Source organism: Wolbachia endosymbiont (group A) of Ancistrocerus nigricornis (assembly GCF_947250785.1).
In the GTDB taxonomy this organism is placed as follows: Bacteria; Pseudomonadota; Alphaproteobacteria; order Rickettsiales; family Anaplasmataceae; genus Wolbachia; species Wolbachia pipientis.
On sequence record NZ_OX366348.1, the window covers coordinates 995,296 to 1,015,213 of the forward strand.

The following is a 19,918-nucleotide window of genomic DNA, read 5'->3' on the forward strand; positions in this document are numbered from 1 at the left end:
TGTGATATAGTATAAAATTTATTAAGGTAGTATCTTATGGCTGAGTCTATTGTAGAAAAGTGTATAGAACGGGTAAGTAACCGTTTCAAATTGGTTCTGTTGGCAAGTCAAAGAACACATGATTTAAATACAGGGGCAAGTAATCCAATTCAAGCAGCTAAGTTTAAAGGTCATAAAAATACCATAGTTTCCTTACATGAAATAGCAGGAAAACAGGTGGATACTCATGAGCTGTTTAGCCTTTTGGTAGGTAGATGCAAGGAATACATGAAAGGAAATATGAATAATGTTTACAGCAGTAATACAAGTAAGCTAGCGAATTTATTAAATTTTTCTGATAACACAGATCTTGATGTAAGTCAAGAAAGCCAAGATTATGAAGTGGATGGTGAAATAGATGATGAAATAAATGATCAAGATGGCGATGAAGAAGTATCCGTTTAGAAATCTACTGAAGTTACATAGTCTTTAAATGATTTGCATTGCTATCTATACACTGTTGTTCTGTATGAGTGTAATGTTGTGTTGCATAGTGTCTAAGTCAAATGATGTGTACAATAAGGTTTTAGCGTTCAATAATTTCTCAACGCAAGTAGTTGTACTTATAACAGCAATATCAATCATTCTGAATAATTTTTTTTTAATTGATATAGCATTGTTGTATGCTAGCGTTAGCTTTATATCAACTATAGCACTAATGAGATTAATGTTGTTTTGATAATTTATGATAGGATCCATTTTCATATTTTTAGGTATTTGTTTGATAATTATTTCAAATATAGGGGTGATCAGATTTCCTGATTTCTATACTAGGTTACATGCAGCAGGTATTACAGATTCTAGCGGTGCAACGTTATTGTTAATTGGTTTTGCTTTGCAGAATGGATTTTCAATCAATACTGTTAAAATAGTATTATTAATTTTTATAATATGGGTAGCTAACTCAACTAATAGCTATATTTTAGCGCGCACTCATTATAAAGTTAAGAAAAAAACTGTTAAAGAAGGCTAAGGTGTTAGAAATATTAAATGTAGTGTTACTTTTGTTGTTACTAACAGTTACGGTTTTTATAGTTTTCTCGCGACATTTAGTCGTAAGTGCTGTTCTAATGTGTGTATTTAGTTCACTGATTGCGCTTATATACTTAATTATGAATGCACCTGATGTTGCAATTACTGAAGCTTCTGTTGGTGCGGGGCTCAGTACAGTTTTTACGTTTGCAGCACTCTCCTTGATAAAGAATCATAAAGTAAATCTATCTCATAACCCTATAACGCTTTTTTTTATGTTATTTCTGGCTGTATGTTTGTCATATTTTATGATTCAATTGCCAGATTTTGGCAGCCACAATGCTCCGATCCACTTGCATGTTGCTCCTTATTATGTGGAAAATACCGAAAAAGCTACCGGTATTCCTAATATAGTGACAGCTATTTTGGCAAGCTTTCGTGGTTATGACACGTTTGGAGAAACTATAGTAGTTTTTACTGCTGCGCTTTGTATAACGTTGATATTAAAAGAAGAAAAAGAAAATGATTAAAGATCCGATATTAAATGCAGTAACATTTTTGATGATACCTTTTATCATTTTATTTGGTTTATACATACAATTTCACGGTGATTACACTCCGGGTGGAGGTTTTCAAGCAGGAATAATTATTGCCTCCGGGATAATATTATATTCAATGCTATTTGGTGTATCTACAACTCTAAAAGCAATACCTTATTCTGTGATTAGATTGACTAACGTGTTAGGTATTTTAATTTATGGAGGAACGGGCGTTGCAACAACTTTACTTGGCCAAAATTTTTTATCTTATGATATCTTGTTAACCAATAATAGAACCGGTCAAAAATTAGGTATTTTTTTGGTGGAATTAGGTGTAGCATTTACTGTCTGCTCCTCTATGTTAATTATATATATAAATTTTGCTCGTAGGAAAAAACAATGACTTTATATAATTATACGATTATTATTGTATTAATGGTGCTAGGTTTATATATTATTATAAACGATAAAAATTTAATCAAGAAAATGATAGGGGTAAGCGTCTTCCAAGCATCTGTTTTGTTATTTTACATATCTCTAGGATATATAAAAAGTTCCTTGCCTCCTATATTGGTTTCAAATTTTTATTCATATAGCAATCCTATACCCCATGTTTTAATGCTTACTGCTATAGTGGTTGGAATTGCAACATTTTCAGTTGGATTATCCATAGCAGTAAAAATGGAAGAAAAGTATGGAACAATTGATTAAGACAAGTGTACATAAATTAACAGTATCTTAAACTATATGAAGTAACAAATAGCCACAAGTTAAAAGTAAAATTATAGACTTGCTCGTTGTAAGTTTGTTTGTTAATAAGAAATAAAATTATAAACTATAAAGGTAATGATGTCAACTATTAATGATGCAGAAGATAAGAAAAAAATTATCAAAGATCTGGTAACTAAGAGTATAAAAAAGGGTGGTTTTATCACCTTTGATGATATAAATGATAAATTATCAGATGAAAATTTTTCGTCTGACTTTATAGATGATGCTATATCTTTATTGCAGGATTCCGGAATTAATGTGCTTGAAAGTAGCGAAGATGAAGAAGATATTCCTTCCAACAGTGATGATAGTAAACTTGATGATGATGACACATCGCCAAATGTTACTGCAACTTTAGTACAAAATGATGATCCAGTGAGGATTTATTTACAAGACATGAGCTCCGTAAAGCTTTTATCAAGGGCAGATGAAATCGAGATAGCAAAAAAAATTGAATCTGAAAAGCATAACATGTTACGTGCAATAATTGAAACATCAGTAACATTAAAGGTGATAAAAGTATGGCGTGATGATTTAAGTAATGGAGCTCTCTTACTGAGAGAAATTATAGATCTGGATGCAATTTATAACTCTGATTTTAATGTGGTACCCAAAGAAGAAAGTGAAGAGAGTGAAGAAAGTGCTGAAGATGTTGAGGATTCTGAGGATGTTTCTGAAGATGCTGAGTACTGTAGTGATGATGAGAAAGATAGTAAAAAAAGTGATGATGAGAAAGACGGTAATAATGAAGATATAAGTTCAGTCAATTTAAATGTTTCTATTCTTGAAATGGAAAGTGACTTATTGCCAAAGGTCATAGTTGCATTGGATGAGATAATTACTTTAACAAATGAAGCGTTGATATTAAGAAAAAATTCTAAAAATTTCTCTAATGAGCTAGAAAATTTGTATAATCAAATATGGTCTATAGCATTACAAATTAAGTTAAGTGATGCTGCTGTTGCCAGAATTACACAAGAACTTTATAAGATAAATAGATCCATTACGCTTGAAGAGGCTAATCTTATTGCTGAGGCTAGAAAATACGATATCGATAGAGAAAGTTTCTATAAAGTTTATGATGACGTGCTTTTAAAGCACGAATTGAAAAAGATAAGTCTTTTAAAGATCAATGAAAATCAGTCCTCTTTTACAGGTGAATTAAAAAACAAATTTTTAAGGTTTATAGACGATAACTCTGAACATATAGCTAGTACCTTGAACGGTATTAAGCAGCATATACAGGAAGATAACGTACAAGAATTTAAGGAGCTAATCAAGAGAATACAAAAACACGAACGAGAAGTCTCTGAAGCAAAGCAAGAAATGATTAAGGCTAACTTAAGGCTAGTAGTTTCCATTGCTAAGAAGTATTCAAAAAGAGGCCTTGATCTGCTTGATTTGATACAAGAAGGCAATATTGGTCTTATGAAGGCCGTGGATAAGTTTGATTACAAACGTGGATATAAATTTTCAACTTATGGCACTTGGTGGGTAAGACAATCAATCACTAGAGCAATACCTGAGCAGTCTAAAGTAGTTAGAATACCAGTTCATATGGTGGAAATTATCAGTAAAATCAACAGAGCATTAAGAAAGATGACTCATGAGATGGGAAGAGAGCCGACGTTAGAGGAATTGAGTGTAGAACTGACAATGCCACTGGAAAGAATACGCAAAGTTATGAAAATAGCAAGGGATCCAGTAAGTCTTGAAGCTCCAACAGGAAAAGATGATAGTAGTACCTTTGGTGATTGTATAGAAGACAAGCGAGTCTCCAGGCCAGAGGATGCTGCAATACTTGCTGACTTGCGTGGCATTACAACCAATGTTCTTGCAACTTTAACACCAAAGGAAGAAAGAATTTTAAGAATGCGTTTTGGCCTTGGTAAAGATGGGAAGGAACATACCTTAGAAGAAGTAGGAAAAATTTTTAATGTAACACGTGAGAGAATTAGGCAAATAGAGGCAAAAGCACTGCGCAAGTTGAAACATCCAAGCCGTGCTAGAAAACTTAGAGGGTTCTTTTAAGTATACGTGTCAAGTTAAGAAGAAGCTGATTTTGCCCGGAAAAAGTGGAGAGCAAGTTAGGCCAAAGTTGTATAATTTCACCGCTATTTTTCTTTTTCTATGAATCTAATGAAACAACATGCTAATCTACGGTAAATATTATGACAAACAAAAATGACAATTCTAATTCAAAGTATAGAAATTTTTATGTTCTGGGTGATAGCTTATCCGATAATGGCGCAATCATTGGAATTTTAAATAATTTATCCTTTGCAAAAAGCGTAAAATTTGATGATCCTTTTTATCAAGGAAGATCTTTTAGCAATGGCCCTACTGCTGTTGAATATATAGCAAAATATTTAGATTTAGATGAATTTAAACCTGGGTGGAGTTATTCATTTTTTGGGAGATGCCACGAACAGCAAGGTCAGAATTACGCAGTTTCATATGCAACAGCATCTGAAATTTTTGACCCTATTTTTTCTTATTTCTTCAATAAATTTCGTTTAGCTAACCAGCTAGATGCGGTAATTAAACATCATCCAGATATAGGTAAAGAAGATTTATTTTGCATCATAATCGGCGGAAATGATGTTATGGTTGCCACTGCTTATGACGATACTAAAGCGGAAGAAGTGTTGGAACAAGCAGTGAGTGAAATATGTAATGCACTTAAGGTTCTAAATGAACATGGTGTTAAGCATGTAGTTGTTGCAAATGCACCTGAAGTTGGCTCAATACCAGCTTTTAATAGAGATGAAGAAGCAAGGGAACTAGCTACAAAGCTCACGGAGAGTTTCAATGCAAAACTGGCTAAAGGCTTAGATTATATGAAGAAAAGTACAAATCTTGAAATAAAAGCATTTGATCTTAACTCTAAAATGAGAAGTATGTTTAGCGAATACAAGAGCAAAGGTTTAAATTGTCAAGATGCATGCACATCGAACATTGCAGACCAAGTTGGGAGATTTAAAGAAAATATAAAAATACTCTTAAAGTTGATATTTAAAGGGGAACTTGACGTTCACTATAACCCTGGGTGTAGCAAAGAAACACTAAAGGATTATTTCTTTTTTGATTATTTCCATCCAACTGCGGAACTTCATCATGAAGTTGGTAATGAAGTGTATGAGTTGATTTGACACAGTTTTTTGAACATATCCTTTTAAATAGTAACCAGACTGCATTCTGTGATTTTTAGCAAAACACGATCTTTCATTTGAGCTTTCTTCAATTTAAAATAAATACAGAAAATTGCTGCCTATAGCTAAACTGACTTAGATTTACCGATAATTTGAAAAACCGTCATCCCGCTACTATATAGTTATTGATATATATTTTCTTTTAAGCTCTTGGTTTTGATCGATAAATGTAATCATTTCATCTTCTAAAGTTTTAATTTGATTACGTAAAATTGCAAGAAGTTCCTCTATTTGTTTGATTATAGATGTATCAGTTACCTGTTGGATTTGGGTTTTTTGTATTTTTGCTATTTCTACAAGTTGGTTTCTACGAGATAATTTTTGTTTCAAGCAATCAATATTACCATTACTAACTGTTAAAGGAGTAACACGCATATCTGTATTATTAATATAACGTGAGATGATACTGCAGTCTATTTTATCAGTTTTTGTAGTAATACCAAGGCTTTTAGCATAGTCTCTCCCACCTTGGTTGAATGACGTACACCTCAAAACCATTGCTTAGTAAAGTATAGGCACATAATTTTTCGTATCCACCAGTTGCCTCAAGACCAATTTTGGTTACATTATGCAAACGTAAAAAGTCCAGCATTTCATCAATGGATTGTACATTGTTTTCAAATATTTTATAATGCTCAAGTGGGTGAATGTGGAGATCTAATTTACTTTTGCTAACATCAATGCCAGCAATAATGTTTGATGAATTCATAATTCCTCCGTAATAATAACATATACTGCATTTTCCAGCCTTATATACGAGCCTAAAAGCTCAATCAGTTGTTCGGAACTTTCAGTATAATAAACCAGAGAAGAGAACCTTGCTGAACAACGATTCTTATAATCAAGGGGCGTGACGATTCCTCTTCTCTGTGTGTCTTTAATCTCACTACTTTGATATTTATAAAGACTTGTTCTTAACATATAAGGGAAGTGTCCTCTAGGTGAGATTGTGGAGCATTCGTTGCAGCATTTGGCTGTTCAATTACGCTAGTTGATTCTTTAGGTATACTATTTCCTTCAAAATTTCCATCTTTTTATTATGTTCTCTTTAGCATTTTGAGAGTGAATTATTCTAGTTTTGATATTTAAACGTTTTGTATCTGCTGTAATGATTTCACTTCCAGTTTGCTATTCTTTACATATTGAATTGCAAGCACTAACGCTTTACTTCCGGAAGCTGTGGTGCTGTAAGCTATATTTTGCAAAATAGCAGTGCTCCTGATATCTTTGCTGTCTGAGACTGACTTTACACCTTTTGAAGTATTAATCACTAGATTTATTTTTCCATCTTTGAGCATATCAACTATGTGGGGTCTGCCTTCTCTTACTTTATTTACAGCTTGTGCAGCAATGCCGTTATTGTTCAGATACGAAGCTGTGCCTTTGGTGGCATATATTTCAAAACTCAGTTCTTTCAACATTCGTGCAACTGGCAATATATACTTTTTATCATCATCTTTTACTGAAACCAGAGCTGTTCCTTCTGTTGGTAACTTGTATCCTGCAGCCATGTGCGTTTTTGCAAGTGCAGCTTCAAATGATGAATCAATTCCCATCACTTCTCCTGTTGATTTCATTTCAGGACCAAGTAAAGTATCAACTCCTGCAAAGCGGGTAAATGGAAAAACAGCAGCTTTAACTGCAAAATGATTGAAAGGCTTGTTTTCCTGATTCAATTTTTTACCCAAAATAACCTGAGTGGCAAGCTTTGCAATAGGAATATTGATTACCTTGGAAATAAAAGGAACGGTTCGACTAGCCCTTAAATTCACTTCAAGTATGTATACATCACTAGACCTCTTGCATAACTCGATTTCTGAAGGCAATTTTGTCGTCAAAGCTTGTCTGCGCTCCTCAAATACATTCGAGTATTCTGTGGTGCTCATCTGCACTTTTCCTAAAGATTTCTCATCACAAACAGGTTCTGCAAGAGGTCTATTCTCTTGAACAGCAAACTGAATGTTTATCAGACCTTTCACTTTTAATGCTAATGCTATTCTCTCAGTTTGGAGCTCGATCTCTTTTATTACTTCGTCACTCAATGTATTTGTCGGTATTGAGCATGTTGAATCACCAGAGTGGATACCAGCTTCTTCAATATGCTCCATGACCGCTGCAATGAAAACTTTTTCCCCATCACATACAGCATCAACGTCAACCTCAACTGCATTGACTAAAAATTTATCAAGAAGCAGCGAACCATGCTCAAAGATTTTAGTTTGATCTAAGACGTACTCTTTAAAGCTCTGAGTATCGTGTCTAATCGACATAGACTGACCGCCGAGGACATATGATGGCCTGACTACTAGTGGAAACCCCACCTTTTCTGCGTTGGTTAACGCTTCTTCTACTGAATGGCAGATAGAATTTTCAGGTTGTTTTAAATTAAGTTGCAAAGCAAGGTTTTTAAACCTCATGCGATCTTCTGCAAGGTCAATAGAATCAAACGAAGTTCCCAGAATTTTGAAACCTCTCTCGTTAAGCACTTTGGCTAACTTTAAAGGTGTTTGACCGCCTATTTGAACTATTACACCAACCAGTGTGCCATTTTCTTGCTCTTTACTTAGTATTTCAAGCACATCCTCTGCAATGAGTGGTGCAAAATATAAACGATCAGCGGTATCGTAGTCAGTTGAGACAGTTTCGGGATTACAGTTGATCATTATTGTTTCATACCCCATTTCTTTGGCGGCAGAAGCTGCATGTACGCATGCATAATCAAACTCAATACCTTGACCAATGCGATTTGGACCACTTCCTAAAATGACAACCTTTTCTCGGTCAGAAATATTCGCCTCACATTCCGTTTTATTTTCAACATCACCCTCATAGCAGCCATACATATAAGCAGTGCTCGATTCAAATTCAGCTGCACAGGTGTCTACGCGTTTATAAACTTGTTTAATGCCAAATTTTTTTCTTATTTCTTCGATTTGTTTTACTCGATCTCCAGCGTGTAACGCTGGCTGGATCCCAGTGTCACGCACTGGGATGACATTAGAGGGTACTGGAATGACAGAGGTAGGTCTATTACTTAACTTTGCTAATCTTGCATCTGAAAATCCCATTTTTTTCAGCTCTAACATTTCGTACGCAGTTCCAGGAAATCCATTTTCCTTGATTTTTTGTTCAGTTAATATAATTTGCTGTATATTTTGCAGAAACCATAAGTCATATCCTGTAATCGAATTTATTTCTTCTATGCTAATTCCGTGGCGCATTGCGTCAGCAGCAATCAGTAATCTGTTTGGTAGCAATTTTGCTAATTGAGATTTTATGTGATCAATATCAATGTTCTCAGGAAATACTTCATCAAGTCCTGTAAAATCAGTTTCAAGTGAACGGAAAGCTTTCTGTAGTGACTCATTAAAAGTGCGGCCTATAGACATCACTTCTCCCACTGATTTCATGGAGGTTGATAATTCACAATTCGTCCCCTTAAATTTCTCAAACTCAAATCGAGGAATTTTAGTGACGATATAATCAATCACTGGTTCGAATGCTGCTGGTATTATTGGAGCACAGTCGTTACGTATTTCGTCGAGCGAATAGCCAATAGCAAGTTTAGTTACAACTTTTGCAATAGGATAGCCTGTTGCTTTCGAAGCAAGTGCAGAAGAGCGAGAAACCCTTGGATTCATCTCAATCACAACGAGGCTTCCATCTTCTTTAGGATTCACTGCAAATTGAACATTTGCACCACCGGCACTAACATCAATTTCTCTCAGCACTGCTATAGATGCATTTCTCATCTGTTGGTATTCTACGTCACGCAGAGTCAAAGCAGGAGCAACAGTTATGCTATCCCCAGTGTGCACTCCCATCGGATCAACATTTTCTATCGAACAGACTATTATGCAGTTATCTTTACAATCGCGGATAACTTCCATTTCATATTCTTTCCAGCCGATAATTGATTCATCTATCTGAACTTCATTTATTGGCGAAATTTTGAGAGCACTTTCTGCGATATTGAAAAACTCCTCTTTATTATATGCTATGCCGCTACCTGCACCACCAAGGGTGAATGACGAGCGGATGATTGCTGGTAATCCAATGTAATCCAAAGCCTTTTTTATTTGTTCTTGATTTTTTATAATGATACTTTTGGGGTATTTCAGTCCTATTCTATCCATGGACTGACGGAATAACTCTCTATCCTCTGCTTTTTTTATTGCTTCTCTATTTACCCCTATTAATTCTACGTTGTATTTGTCTAACACTCCATCATCTGCAAGTTTTATTGCACAATTGAGCGCTGTTTGCCCGCCCATTGTTGGCAATATTGCGTCTGGCCTCTCCTTAATTATAATTTTCTCTATGATTTCAGGCAGTACCGGCTCAATATACGTCGCATCAGAAAACTCAGGATCTGTCATTATAGTTGCGGGGTTGGAGTTAACCAAAATGACTTTATAACCTTCGCTTTTTAATACTTTACAGCTTTGCGTTCCGGAATAATCAAACTCGCATGCCTGACCTATAACTATTGGGCCTGCTCCTATTACTAATATAGATTCTATATCTGTGCGTTTCGGCATAATTACAATAACGGTCTCTATTCAAGTAATGTTACCAATCTTTCCTGTATATGTGAATTTTTATTAAACCTATTAGCTAATTACTTTTAGGCTTGACGCATAACTGTACGAACATTGCAATTTGCGTGGCAGATTCCAGTGCTTGACACACAGCTGTACAAACATTCATTTTTGAAGGTAAATTGCACAGCAAATGATGTAATTCAAGTAGCTGACACTGGTTCCTTTATGACGGCAGTGCCCAGAGGTGTCATCCCAGTCTGGGATCCAGAAAACTTAACTTTAAATAAGTGGCTGCATAATAAAGACTAGATTCCAGACTGGAATGACACCATAGAGGCACTGGGATGACATCCTTCCTAGTGGAGATTACTCTCAAATCACAATGTTCATACAATTGTGGGCTTAACGGTATCTTTGCAGATACTATGGTAATTTACTCGGGAGATTTGCTGAGCGGTAAGATTTTTCCTGATATGCTGCAGTCTTCAGAAGCTAATTCCACAAATTTATCTGTTAGTTTATCAGGTGACACCAATTCAGATCCAGGAAATGCCTGCTCACTACCCACAGGTCCTTCCGTGTATACAGCATTTACACATAATTTTGTATGTTTTGTCTCAGATGCATATATCTGCACCATTATTTCTAGTGCAACTTTACTTGCAGCATACGGCATCCAATATGGATAAGAGGAAGGAGAAAGTGTCACTTCTGAGGTCATGAATATCGCTCTTCCAGCATTAGACTTTTTTAGCATTGGATCTAAGTTTTTTAGTAAGTACCAATTGGCAGTAAAATTTGTATTCATTACGTTCTGTAGCTCTTCAATCTCACAGTCATGAATGGGGTTCAGTTTGCCTAAAATTCCAGCACACGCAACTAATATATCAAGTGCTCCAGATTCTGATAATTTCAGGCTTTCTATCATGTTTGTCAGTATCTTTACATTCTCAAAGTCTAAAAGATCAAGCTGAATTAGTTTCACAGAGCCTTCTTTAAATTCTTCAAGCTCTTCAATTTCATTATATAGTGGCTTGAGATTATCAAGAGATCTTGAAATCAGAATCACACATGCACCTTCTCTTATAAACCTTTTTGCAACAGCAGAGCCTACTCCACCTGAAGCTCCGGTGATTAAAGCTACTTTACCTTCTAACTTACCCATTTCTTTCTCCTTAGCGAGATCCATTGAAATATTTTAGCTGAAAATTGAATTTTGCTCCATATATAAAAATCAAACTTAGCATATAAAAAAATAGTAATGACACTACCACACCACCTAAACTTCCATATATCAAATCCAGTTGGTCAAAGGAAGCTTTTAAGTATTGCTTAAAAGCTGAAGCAGAAATCGTCCAAAGAATAACAGCTACACAAGATCCAGGAAATACGTCTGATAAATTTTGTTTTATGTTTGGTAACATAAAATATAGCCAAGAGACTACTGTGAAAAGTATAAATTCAATAAGTAAATACCTAGTATAACTTAGTCCCTGATAGGAAAAATCAATTAGCATTGGTACTAGTGTAGAAAACACTATAGTTAGAGTTATAATAAGCGTGATTACTAAAAATTGTAATATACTTAGTACTCTTCTTAATATATAAGGCGGCGAAACCGGAACTTTATAGGCCTTATTGAGTATTGTTCTAAGCCCTTCAATTGTCGATGAAGCGGTCCAAACAGCACCTACAATTGCTAAAGTTAGTAAGCTTTGCGGCGGGCCTGATATTATCTCTCTGATACGCGGCATCAAAGATGCCAAAATATCCTGTGGCATGTTATCAATGATAAATACCCAGCCAATGTTATACTGGTCTAAGAAATTTGCGAATGTTGATGCCACAGCCATTAAAACGATGAGAAAAGGAAATATTGATAACAGAATTAAAAATGATAGATACCCTGCATGCTCCACTCCATCATTATAAATTGTGTCAATCAAAGCACGATAAAGACAATAAACAATACCGTAAAATTTCTGTAGCATGTAATATAAACGAACCAAGAAAAGTATTCTAAATGAAATAAAGGATACTTTTAAGCAAAAAATCCTCACCATTTACTTAAATTTAATCAAAGGGATAGATAATTTAACATAGAACAGGAATTATAGGAGGCGTAATGAAAAAATTTCTTCTACTTGTGGCTTTAATTCTCTCCTTTGCGTTTGATGCAAATACTAATGAGCTAGATGCAACGTCAGCAGTGATATGCAAAATAATGAGCTATACTCACGGTATAGGTGGACCGATGATTACGATAGTGATAATAGGTGCAGCTTTGCTTGCGATATTCGGTAGAATGCCGTGGCCAGCACTTTTTGCACTCGGTGCATTTACTGCTGTGTTTTTTGGTGCTCCTGCCGTTGTTTCAAAAATAGCACCAACTACAGCAAGTAAGTGCGAGACGTGTGATGCTGGGAAAACATTGAAACCTGATGCAGATGGAAAATATACTTGTCAGTAAAAAGCATTGAGTAAATGGTACTTACTGCATCATTTACTCAAATTTAATCAAAATGATAGATAATCCAGCGTTAAATAGAAATTATCGGAGGCATAATGAAAAAATTTCTTCTACTTGTGGCTATAATTCTCTCCTTCGCATTTGATGCGCGTGCTGATGAAACGTCAACAGTGATATGCAAAATAGTACAATATACCCAAGGTATAGGCGGGCCGATGATCACGATAGTGATAATAGGTGCAGCATTGCTTGCGATATTTGGGAGAATGCCGTGGCCAGCGCTTTTTGCACTCGGTGCATTTACTGCCGTGTTCTTTGGTGCTCCTGCAGTTGTTTCAAAAATAACACCAGATGGTACGTTTTGTCAGAATGGTGCGATTGCTTGCCCTACTGGTAAAACGTTGACTAATGGTAAATGTACATAATAGGTATCACAGCCTCAAAGAAATTTTAAGTAAATGATACTTCTTGTATCATTTACTTAAATTTAATCAATGCGATAGACAATACAGCGTTAAATAGAAATTATCGGAGGCGTAATGAAAAATTTTCTTCTACTTGTAGCTTTAATTCTCTCCTTTGCGTTTGATGCGCGTGCTGATCTAGATGCAACATCAGCAGTGATATGCAAAATAATGGGTTATACTCACGGTATAGGTGGGCCGATGATCACAATAGTGATAATAGGTGCAGCTTTACTTGCAATATTTGGCAGAATGCCGTGGCCAGCACTTTTTGCACTCGGTGCATTTACTGCTGTGTTTTTTGGTGCTCCTGCCGTCGTTTCAAAAATAGCACCAGGCACAGCAAGTAGGTGCGAGACATGTACTGGTAATCAAACATTAAAAGAGGATCCTGCGGGATCAGGAATTTATAAGTGTGGTTAAAAAGTATTAGGTAAATGATGCTTCTTGTATCATTTACTTAAATTTAATCAAAGTGAAGTAGCATAAAGTAAAAATTATAGGAGGCGTTTGGCAGAATGCCGTGGCCAGCGCTTTTTGCACTCGGTGCATTTACTGCTGTGTTTTTTGGTGCTCCTGTAGTCGTTTCAAAAATAACACCAGGAGGTGTGATTTGTCAAAACGGTGCAGTAGTGAATAATCCATAGAAATTATAGAAGGCGTAAACGTAGTTTTCTTTACTTGAAAGTGGTAAGTTTTACCACTTTCAGTGTCTATAACTACCTAATAAATTCTCTTTCTGTAATCATATCAGTTAAAGTCTGGATTCCAGCGCCACGCGCTAGAATGACAAGGCTTATCGTCATGTCACCGCGAACCGTCATACCGCGATTCATTCGCGGTATCTCAGCCGCTAACAAGTAGCGGGATGACGGTTGTCGTTTAGCCATAAATATTTAAGAAATTTACCAAACGAAAAAAAAGGCAAAAGAAGCCCTGGTCATTGTCTATTTTCAGTATTGGCGTTTTTTAAGTCTTAAACACTGCAATTTAGCTGCTTTTGAATGCAACTCACCTTAGTTTGAATGTTTAAGAAATTTACTAAGCAGAAAAAAAGGCAAAAGAAACCCCGGGTTAGCTAGTTGTCACTCTCTAATCCTGCAAAATCGGCGTACTATACTGTCTTAAACGACTTATAAGCGCGTTTCAGCTTATATAGGTAAAAACCCAGAAATGTTGTGAAGACATAAGGTGCACATAGTGTAAAAAATTAAAAATAAGACGCCAACTACGTTGTTTTCTTGCTGTTTAATCTGCACAGATGAAGATAACTGAATACCTTCAGTATCATGATAAGGGGGCTGGCGAGGTTTGTCAAGGAAGTTTTGCATTTAATTCATTTGATAATTCAAAAAACTTGAAAGAATAAAGATAGCTATTGAAATTATCTTGATTTACATCAGTTATCCAAGTTTGACATTGAATACTTAACACTTCCTCCATTAACGCCTTTCTGTAATGTTTATCCAGATGAGACATTATATCATCAAGTAGAAGAAGTGGTGCCTTATTGTAATGAATACACCTTGCTTTTACACTGGATAAAATAATAGAAAGCAGTAATAACTTTTGTTCTCCAGTGGAGCACAGATTTATTGGTACGTTTCTTTTTTGACAAAAAACCCGAAAATTATCGTTATGCACACCAAAGGTTACTCTACCAGTCAATGAATCTTTTTCTCTGTTTTCCTTTAGACGATTCTGAAAATATTCTGCAGTATCGTCCAAAGTTAGCTGGCTGCTGAATTTCAAACTTGCCTTCGGAAAAAACTCACTGGAATGGTTATCAATTGTGTCTTGTAGTGTCTTTAAAACAGACGATCGCATACGTAAAATACTAACTGCATTAACGGCCATTATGTTTTCAAGACTAGAGAGCCAATTTTCGTCCAAGGTGTTCTCTCTCAACAGTTTACTTCGCTCACGTTTAGCTTTTCTGTGTTTCATGTAGCAGCAAGTGTAATTTTCCTCAAACAGTGAGACTATACGGTCTAAAAATTTTAATCTGTCACTTGGAGAATTGAGAAGAACATAGTCCATTTGTGGAATCAGCCATATTACATTGGATATCTTATACAAAGATGAATAACTCGATTGCGTTTTTCCATCAATTTGTATTAGTTTCTTATCAAAACTCTTTGTGATACCAATTGAATTAAAATCCATTCCATTAAAAAAATCATAGTGCACTACCCAATCTTCATTACTGAATCTATTTTGTATCTCACTGGCTTTTGCTTTTTTCATTCCATTGCTTTTAGCAAGCAACGAGATTGCTTCAAGTATATTAGTTTTACCAATACCGTTTTTGCCAGTTATTACAACTGAGCTATCATCTGAATCCAGTTCAAAGTTTGAGTGGCTACGAAAATTATGTAATTTCAGCTTTTTTATGTAGCAATGGGTAGCCATTAACCTATTCTTTAGTTTATATTCTCTTTACTTCTTCCAGAACCTCATCAACATGTCCACTAACTTTTACATTTTTCCAGATCTTCACTATTTTACCTTTTTTATCTATTAAAAAAGTAGTGCGTTCTATTCCCATATACTTTTTGCCAAACATACTTTTCTCTACCCAAACACCATATTTTCCCAACATTTCAGCATTCTCATCAGAAACTAAAGAAAACGGCAGAGAATATTTTGCTTTGAAGTTAGTGTGGCACTTAACACTATCTTTTGATACACCAATTATCACTGTGTCAAGGAAAGAAAAATCATCTATTTTATCTCTAAAGCCTTTTGCCTCCATTGTACAACCCGGAGTATCGTCTTTAGGATAAAAATAAAGAACTACATTTTTTTTATCAAAAAATTCACTCAGTGATAAATTTTCACCAGAATCTGTTAGTAAGCTAAAATCGGGTGCATTATTTCCTACTGCTAATTCCATACCTTGCTCCATTAATAACACTTCTATCTATAGTAGTATATTGTAGTCAGAGTATCAAATTTTATATATAGCTAACAGATAAGATTCTTGATGGGGGCTTATTGATGAATTTCTGCCTACCTTCTCGGCTTGCCGCTTTTGATAAAGTGTGGTTTTCGTCTGATGTAAGGCCATATCAAATAGATCCTATTAAAAATCAATCGAATCTTCACATGTTTGTTCTTCATAAAAGAAGTTCAATGTTATCGTAGTACCAAGTTTTGCTTCACTTTTAATGTCAAAAGTTCCACCCATTAACTCTACTAATTTCTTGCTTAGCGGCAATCCGATGCCCGTACCTTCGTTTCTATACCCCGAATCTGCTTGGCCAAAAACAGACATAACTTTATATATATCCTGCTGCATTATTCCTATTCCATTGTCATGAAACTCAATAGTTAATAAGTTTTTTTCTATATTTTCTTTTATCACCATTCTTATTAAACCATCTTTGGGAGTAAACTTGATTGAGTTTGATAATAAATTTATTATAACTTGTTTCATTCTCTTGGGATCTGCAATGACTAATAATCGTTTATTAGTCATCTCTTTTTTTAAATTAATCCCGGCTTCTTTTAATTTAGGTAATAGCATATTTACGCATGAATCCATTATTTTGTTCAGGTTAAACTTCACTTTTTCTACTGTTAAACTACTTGATTCAGCTTTAGAAAAATCGAGCACATCATTAATTAAGGTAAGTAAGTGTGTTCCTGCATTATATATATCGTCTGCATACTCCTTGTATTGAGAATTATCCATTGAACCTAAAGTTTTATTTTTGATCAACTCCGCAAATCCAATAATAGCATTAAGAGGTGTGCGTAATTCATGTGTAACGCTTGCAAAAAACTTTAGCTTGTTTGCATTTTCTTGCTCTAATGTCTCTTTTATCTGCTGTAATTCAATGTTAGTTTTATGTTGCTTGGCTAGCATTTGGGTATTAGAAAAGTACAAATAGAACATTATTAATATTAAGATTATTAATAATAGGCCCAAAAATGTTAAAAACAGGCCATATGCTATAACATAAGAATTATTGTAGTTTCGAAGAATCTTCAAAAAAAACGACGGTTTAACGCTATTTTCATGGAATATAGGGAAAATAGAAGTTAATGTATTTCCTGTAGTATAAAATATTTCTTGGTTACTTAATAGTTTATCAATTTCATCGTTTGTAAGTAACTGTTCATAATCATAATCTTGAGTGTTAAAATTACTGAATATTATTCTGCCGTTTTGATCATACAGTATTAAGCTGAAATCCTTTACTTTGCTCACTGATTGTAATAATTCAGCACGTAGTTTTACTAGTTGGTTTATGTAGTCAAAATTTTTGTATTTAATGTGATGCTTTTCTATTAGTAAATAATGGTATTTTTTTATTATGCCATTTTCCAGTACGCTTTTTAAGTTTACACTTGAATCACGGTAAGAAGAAAGGAAATTACTCCTTAGTAAATGATTACAATATATCACACTGAATAAAATCATAAAGATCGATGAGAGTAATACAATAACTTTTGTGTATTTGTTTTTCTTCAACGCAGAAAACATCAATTTACCTAGCTTATACATATCCTTCTTATTGTGAAACAACGGTTTTTATGTTATTAATAATAAAATTTAGCATATAATATTTTATGACAATTTCTCCTATTTTGCCAGTTTATTCTCCTGTTAATATAAATTTTTCTCATGGCAAAGGTATCTACCTATATGATGTTGATGGTGAGCGCTACGTAGATTTTCACTCCGGAATAGCCGTTAGTAGCTTAGGTCACACTAATTCGCGATTAATTAGTGCTCTTAAATTGCAAGGAGAAAAATTATGGCATATATCAAATACCTATAATATACCTGCTGCCAATAATTTTGCAGAAAAATTAATAAACAATAGTTTCGCTGACACTGTATTTTTCTCAAATTCTGGATCAGAGGCAGTAGAATGTGGACTTAAGATTGCTAGGATCTATCAAAATGGAAAAGGCAATAAAAATCGTCACAGAATTTTAACATTTCATGGTGCATTTCATGGAAGAACCTTTTTAACTTGTGCTACAAACGATAAACAGAAATTTTCTGAATTACTAAATCCCTACATTGATTGGTGTGATAACATCGAGCCCAATATTGAGAGCGTAAAGAAAGCAATTTCAAGTGGTATAGGCGTTATATTAATAGAACCAATACAAGGGCAAGGTGGTATCAAAGTAATGAATGAAGTCTTTATGAAAGAACTAAGAAGGCTGTGTGATGAAAATGACATATTGTTATTTTTTGATTGCGTACAATGCGGTGCTGGTAGGACAGGAAAATTATTCGCATACGAACATATAGGAGTGGAACCTGATATATGTGCTCTTGCAAAGGGAATAGGCGGGGGGTTTCCGCTGGGGGCTTGTCTTGCAACTGAAAAGGCTGCTAAATATATGGCAGTTGGTATGCACGGTTCCACTTTTGGTGGCAATCCGCTTGCAACCTCAGTAGGTAATGCTGTGCTCGAAGAATTGCTCAGCCCCGGCTTTTTGAAAAATGTTGAAATTAGAGGTAAATACTTAAAAAATAAACTAGAAGACTTAGCAAGTAAATTTCCAATAATAGAGGAAGTAAGAGGGAAAGGGTTAATGCTTGGAATAAAAGTGAAAGCAGACAATCAAAAGTTTGCAGAAGAGTTAAGTCATCGCGGCTTGCTTACTGTTGGGGTAACATCAGACAACGTTGTGAGAATTTTACCTCCACTCATTATCACTGAAAAAGAGATTGATGAAGGCATCGAGATTTTGACTCAATATTTATCTGAGAAATCTTCTGATTAGATACTTGCATTAATATGAACGACAATCTGGTATGCTTAGGAATTATTACCTCTCCTCACGGAATTAAAGGAGCTGTTAAAGTAAAAACCTTTACTGAAAAGCCTGAAAATATCTCCTTATATGGTAAGCTAATAAGTGGTGATGAGAATTATAAAATAGACTCAGTATCCGTCATAGGTGATAATTTAGTAATAGCTACAATAAGCGGAGTAAATTCCCGTAATGAAGCAGAGCTTTTAAGGAATAAGAAGCTATATATAGAAAGAAGCAAGTTACCAGAGCTAAATGATGAGGATGAATTTTACCAAAGTGACCTTGTAGATATGGAAGTAAGGCTGAAAAGTAATGAATTATATGGCTATGTAAAATCTGTGTATAATTTCGGCTCAGGGGATATATTAGAAATTTTAGTTATCAGCACAAAAAAACGTATTATGCTGTCTTTCACTAAAGAGATATTTCCACATATAAATATAAAGGGGAGGTATATAGTATTAAATATACCAGAATTTATTGACTAATAAAGACTTTGATATTTATATAAAGCTATTTATAATTATAAGATCAAATTGAAAATGTAATTATGGCAGAAAGAGCTAACGATATCAGACCAGGTCAGGTGTTGGAACATAACGGCGGATTATTTTTGGTTGTAGGTATTATGCATACTCAACCTGGTAAAGGTGGTGCATACATACAAGCCGAAATGAAAAACATCAAAACCGGAGCAAAACACTATGAAAGATTTCGTTCTGATGCAACAATCAGAAGGGCAATTTTAGATGAAGAGGAATATGTTTACCTTTTCACTGAAGGAAACATTGTAAATCTTATGCATCCAAGTAATTACGAGCAAATCACTATAAATTTGGACTTATTGGGAGAAAAAAAAATTTATTTACAGGATAACATGAAAATTAAAGTTGTAGCTTATCAAGACAAAATAATTTCTGCGCATGTGCCTGATTATGTTACACTTGCTGTGAAAGAAACAGAGTCTGTTATTAAAGGACAAACTGCTACTGCTTCTTATAAGCCTGCAATTTTGGAAAACGGAATGCGCGTTAACGTGCCTCAATTTATAAAAGAAGAGGATAAAATTGTAGTATATACTCCAGGTGACAGCTATTATGAAAGAGTGAAAGAGTAAAAG

At 34.7% G+C, this 19,918-nt stretch carries 23 protein-coding genes and 1 pseudogene; 16 read left to right on the forward strand and 8 right to left on the reverse strand.

Features of this window, described 5'->3' with window-relative positions; all coding sequences use genetic code 11:
- The first annotated feature begins 36 nt into the window (after positions 1-36).
- The 8 genes from rpoZ to OOK90_RS05030 all read left to right on the forward strand — a co-directional run bounded on the left by rpoZ (position 37) and on the right by OOK90_RS05030 (position 5,473).
- Positions 37-444: a DNA-directed RNA polymerase subunit omega gene (rpoZ, locus tag OOK90_RS04995; protein WP_264705819.1), complete on the forward strand. Its 408-nt coding sequence runs from the start codon at positions 37-39 to the stop codon at positions 442-444.
- Between the two features lie 28 nt (positions 445-472).
- On the forward strand, positions 473-718 hold the full coding sequence (locus OOK90_RS05000; RefSeq protein ID WP_007548527.1) for a monovalent cation/H+ antiporter complex subunit F: 246 nt from the start codon (positions 473-475) through the stop codon (positions 716-718).
- A 6-nt stretch (positions 719-724) separates the two neighbouring features.
- The gene (gene mnhG, locus OOK90_RS05005; RefSeq protein ID WP_006279703.1) at positions 725-1,012 is read left to right on the forward strand and encodes a monovalent cation/H(+) antiporter subunit G; all 288 of its coding nucleotides are present in this window, start codon (positions 725-727) and stop codon (positions 1,010-1,012) included.
- Between the two features lies 1 nt (position 1,013).
- The gene (locus OOK90_RS05010) at positions 1,014-1,541 is read left to right on the forward strand and encodes a DUF4040 domain-containing protein (protein WP_015589497.1); all 528 of its coding nucleotides are present in this window, start codon (positions 1,014-1,016) and stop codon (positions 1,539-1,541) included.
- Positions 1,534-1,953, forward strand: a complete 420-nt coding sequence (locus tag OOK90_RS05015; protein WP_006279705.1) for a Na(+)/H(+) antiporter subunit B — start codon at positions 1,534-1,536, stop codon at positions 1,951-1,953. The genes OOK90_RS05010 and OOK90_RS05015 overlap by 8 nt, the downstream gene beginning before the upstream one ends.
- Positions 1,950-2,261, forward strand: coding sequence for a cation:proton antiporter subunit C (locus OOK90_RS05020; protein WP_006279706.1), 312 nt, complete (start codon positions 1,950-1,952; stop codon positions 2,259-2,261). Before OOK90_RS05015 ends, OOK90_RS05020 begins: the two co-directional genes overlap by 4 nt.
- Before the next feature lie 138 nt (positions 2,262-2,399).
- Complete coding sequence (gene rpoD / locus OOK90_RS05025; RefSeq protein ID WP_012673419.1) at positions 2,400-4,352, forward strand: RNA polymerase sigma factor RpoD; 1,953 nt, start codon at positions 2,400-2,402, stop codon at positions 4,350-4,352.
- Between the two features lie 140 nt (positions 4,353-4,492).
- A complete protein-coding gene (locus tag OOK90_RS05030; protein WP_010082050.1) occupies positions 4,493-5,473 on the forward strand; it encodes an SGNH/GDSL hydrolase family protein in 981 nt (326 codons plus the stop codon).
- 180 nt (positions 5,474-5,653) lie between these two features.
- On the opposite strand, the pseudogene OOK90_RS06770 reads toward OOK90_RS05030, so the two are convergent.
- The 3 genes and pseudogenes from OOK90_RS06770 to carB all read right to left on the reverse strand — a co-directional run.
- Positions 5,654-6,242, reverse strand: a pseudogene (locus OOK90_RS06770) (IS110 family transposase); the annotation flags it as partial.
- Positions 6,239-6,454, reverse strand: a complete 216-nt coding sequence (locus OOK90_RS05045; RefSeq protein ID WP_080717592.1) for a hypothetical protein — start codon at positions 6,452-6,454, stop codon at positions 6,239-6,241. The pseudogene OOK90_RS06770 and the gene OOK90_RS05045, both read right to left, overlap by 4 nt.
- A gap of 164 nt (positions 6,455-6,618) precedes the next feature.
- On the reverse strand, positions 6,619-10,074 hold the full coding sequence (gene carB, locus OOK90_RS05050) for a carbamoyl-phosphate synthase large subunit (RefSeq protein ID WP_264705820.1): 3,456 nt from the start codon (positions 10,072-10,074) through the stop codon (positions 6,619-6,621).
- A gap of 138 nt (positions 10,075-10,212) precedes the next feature.
- Here carB and OOK90_RS05055 point away from each other — a divergent pair, with 138 nt between their 5' ends.
- The gene (locus tag OOK90_RS05055) at positions 10,213-10,386 is read left to right on the forward strand and encodes a hypothetical protein (RefSeq protein WP_167471214.1); all 174 of its coding nucleotides are present in this window, start codon (positions 10,213-10,215) and stop codon (positions 10,384-10,386) included.
- Between the two features lie 124 nt (positions 10,387-10,510).
- Here OOK90_RS05055 and OOK90_RS05060 read toward each other — a convergent pair whose 3' ends face one another.
- Both OOK90_RS05060 and OOK90_RS05065 read right to left on the reverse strand, forming a co-directional pair.
- Positions 10,511-11,266 (reverse strand): SDR family oxidoreductase, encoded by a 756-nt coding sequence (locus tag OOK90_RS05060; protein WP_012673418.1) that lies wholly within the window; start codon positions 11,264-11,266, stop codon positions 10,511-10,513.
- Positions 11,253-12,068, reverse strand: coding sequence for a YihY/virulence factor BrkB family protein (locus OOK90_RS05065; protein WP_264705821.1), 816 nt, complete (start codon positions 12,066-12,068; stop codon positions 11,253-11,255). Before OOK90_RS05065 ends, OOK90_RS05060 begins: the two co-directional genes overlap by 14 nt.
- Before the next feature lie 134 nt (positions 12,069-12,202).
- On the opposite strand from OOK90_RS05065, the gene OOK90_RS05070 reads away from it, so the two are divergent.
- From OOK90_RS05070 to OOK90_RS05085, 4 genes are all read left to right on the forward strand, one after another.
- On the forward strand, positions 12,203-12,547 hold the full coding sequence (locus OOK90_RS05070; protein WP_209473268.1) for a TrbC/VirB2 family protein: 345 nt from the start codon (positions 12,203-12,205) through the stop codon (positions 12,545-12,547).
- A 95-nt stretch (positions 12,548-12,642) separates the two neighbouring features.
- The gene (locus tag OOK90_RS05075) at positions 12,643-12,972 is read left to right on the forward strand and encodes a TrbC/VirB2 family protein (protein WP_209473270.1); all 330 of its coding nucleotides are present in this window, start codon (positions 12,643-12,645) and stop codon (positions 12,970-12,972) included.
- Between the two features lie 114 nt (positions 12,973-13,086).
- Positions 13,087-13,434 carry a TrbC/VirB2 family protein gene (locus OOK90_RS05080; protein ID WP_209473274.1) on the forward strand — a complete coding sequence of 116 codons (348 nt, stop codon included), beginning with the start codon at positions 13,087-13,089 and terminating at the stop codon, positions 13,432-13,434.
- A gap of 95 nt (positions 13,435-13,529) precedes the next feature.
- Positions 13,530-13,658, forward strand: a complete 129-nt coding sequence (locus OOK90_RS05085; protein ID WP_406720094.1) for a hypothetical protein — start codon at positions 13,530-13,532, stop codon at positions 13,656-13,658.
- Positions 13,659-14,325: 667 nt separating this feature from the next.
- Here the strand turns inward: OOK90_RS05085 and recF are convergent.
- The 3 genes from recF to OOK90_RS05100 all read right to left on the reverse strand — a co-directional run bounded on the left by recF (position 14,326) and on the right by OOK90_RS05100 (position 17,524).
- On the reverse strand, positions 14,326-15,423 hold the full coding sequence (gene recF / locus OOK90_RS05090; RefSeq protein ID WP_264329605.1) for a DNA replication/repair protein RecF: 1,098 nt from the start codon (positions 15,421-15,423) through the stop codon (positions 14,326-14,328).
- 16 nt (positions 15,424-15,439) lie between these two features.
- On the reverse strand, positions 15,440-15,907 hold the full coding sequence (bcp, locus tag OOK90_RS05095; protein ID WP_209473278.1) for a thioredoxin-dependent thiol peroxidase: 468 nt from the start codon (positions 15,905-15,907) through the stop codon (positions 15,440-15,442).
- Between the two features lie 189 nt (positions 15,908-16,096).
- On the reverse strand, positions 16,097-17,524 hold the full coding sequence (locus OOK90_RS05100; RefSeq protein ID WP_264705822.1) for a sensor histidine kinase: 1,428 nt from the start codon (positions 17,522-17,524) through the stop codon (positions 16,097-16,099).
- A gap of 65 nt (positions 17,525-17,589) precedes the next feature.
- Here OOK90_RS05100 and OOK90_RS05105 point away from each other — a divergent pair, with 65 nt between their 5' ends.
- The 3 genes from OOK90_RS05105 (at position 17,590) to efp (ending at position 19,915) form a co-directional block, all read left to right on the forward strand.
- Entirely contained in the window at positions 17,590-18,765 is a 1,176-nt protein-coding gene (locus OOK90_RS05105) for an aspartate aminotransferase family protein (RefSeq protein ID WP_065094478.1), read from the forward strand.
- Between the two features lie 14 nt (positions 18,766-18,779).
- The gene (rimM, locus tag OOK90_RS05110; protein WP_006279718.1) at positions 18,780-19,286 is read left to right on the forward strand and encodes a ribosome maturation factor RimM; all 507 of its coding nucleotides are present in this window, start codon (positions 18,780-18,782) and stop codon (positions 19,284-19,286) included.
- Between the two features lie 62 nt (positions 19,287-19,348).
- Positions 19,349-19,915: an elongation factor P gene (efp, locus tag OOK90_RS05115; protein WP_006279719.1), complete on the forward strand. Its 567-nt coding sequence runs from the start codon at positions 19,349-19,351 to the stop codon at positions 19,913-19,915.
- Positions 19,916-19,918: the final 3 nt, after the last annotated feature.

Coding starts and splice junctions, on each gene's coding strand:
- rpoZ (WP_264705819.1), top strand. CDS start 37: ATGGCTGAGTCTATTGTAGAAAAGTGTATAGAACGGGTAAGTAACCGT.
- OOK90_RS05000 (WP_007548527.1), top strand. CDS start 473: ATGATTTGCATTGCTATCTATACACTGTTGTTCTGTATGAGTGTAATG.
- mnhG (WP_006279703.1), top strand. CDS start 725: ATGATAGGATCCATTTTCATATTTTTAGGTATTTGTTTGATAATTATT.
- OOK90_RS05015 (WP_006279705.1), top strand. CDS start 1,534: ATGATTAAAGATCCGATATTAAATGCAGTAACATTTTTGATGATACCT.
- OOK90_RS05020 (WP_006279706.1), top strand. CDS start 1,950: ATGACTTTATATAATTATACGATTATTATTGTATTAATGGTGCTAGGT.
- rpoD (WP_012673419.1), top strand. CDS start 2,400: ATGTCAACTATTAATGATGCAGAAGATAAGAAAAAAATTATCAAAGAT.
- OOK90_RS05030 (WP_010082050.1), top strand. CDS start 4,493: ATGACAAACAAAAATGACAATTCTAATTCAAAGTATAGAAATTTTTAT.
- OOK90_RS05045 (WP_080717592.1), bottom strand. CDS start 6,454: ATGTTAAGAACAAGTCTTTATAAATATCAAAGTAGTGAGATTAAAGAC.
- carB (WP_264705820.1), bottom strand. CDS start 10,074: ATGCCGAAACGCACAGATATAGAATCTATATTAGTAATAGGAGCAGGC.
- OOK90_RS05060 (WP_012673418.1), bottom strand. CDS start 11,266: ATGGATCTCGCTAAGGAGAAAGAAATGGGTAAGTTAGAAGGTAAAGTA.
- OOK90_RS05065 (WP_264705821.1), bottom strand. CDS start 12,068: ATGCTACAGAAATTTTACGGTATTGTTTATTGTCTTTATCGTGCTTTG.
- OOK90_RS05070 (WP_209473268.1), top strand. CDS start 12,203: ATGAAAAAATTTCTTCTACTTGTGGCTTTAATTCTCTCCTTTGCGTTT.
- OOK90_RS05075 (WP_209473270.1), top strand. CDS start 12,643: ATGAAAAAATTTCTTCTACTTGTGGCTATAATTCTCTCCTTCGCATTT.
- OOK90_RS05080 (WP_209473274.1), top strand. CDS start 13,087: ATGAAAAATTTTCTTCTACTTGTAGCTTTAATTCTCTCCTTTGCGTTT.
- OOK90_RS05085 (WP_406720094.1), top strand. CDS start 13,530: ATGCCGTGGCCAGCGCTTTTTGCACTCGGTGCATTTACTGCTGTGTTT.
- recF (WP_264329605.1), bottom strand. CDS start 15,423: ATGGCTACCCATTGCTACATAAAAAAGCTGAAATTACATAATTTTCGT.
- bcp (WP_209473278.1), bottom strand. CDS start 15,907: ATGGAATTAGCAGTAGGAAATAATGCACCCGATTTTAGCTTACTAACA.
- OOK90_RS05100 (WP_264705822.1), bottom strand. CDS start 17,524: ATGTATAAGCTAGGTAAATTGATGTTTTCTGCGTTGAAGAAAAACAAA.
- OOK90_RS05105 (WP_065094478.1), top strand. CDS start 17,590: ATGACAATTTCTCCTATTTTGCCAGTTTATTCTCCTGTTAATATAAAT.
- rimM (WP_006279718.1), top strand. CDS start 18,780: ATGAACGACAATCTGGTATGCTTAGGAATTATTACCTCTCCTCACGGA.
- efp (WP_006279719.1), top strand. CDS start 19,349: ATGGCAGAAAGAGCTAACGATATCAGACCAGGTCAGGTGTTGGAACAT.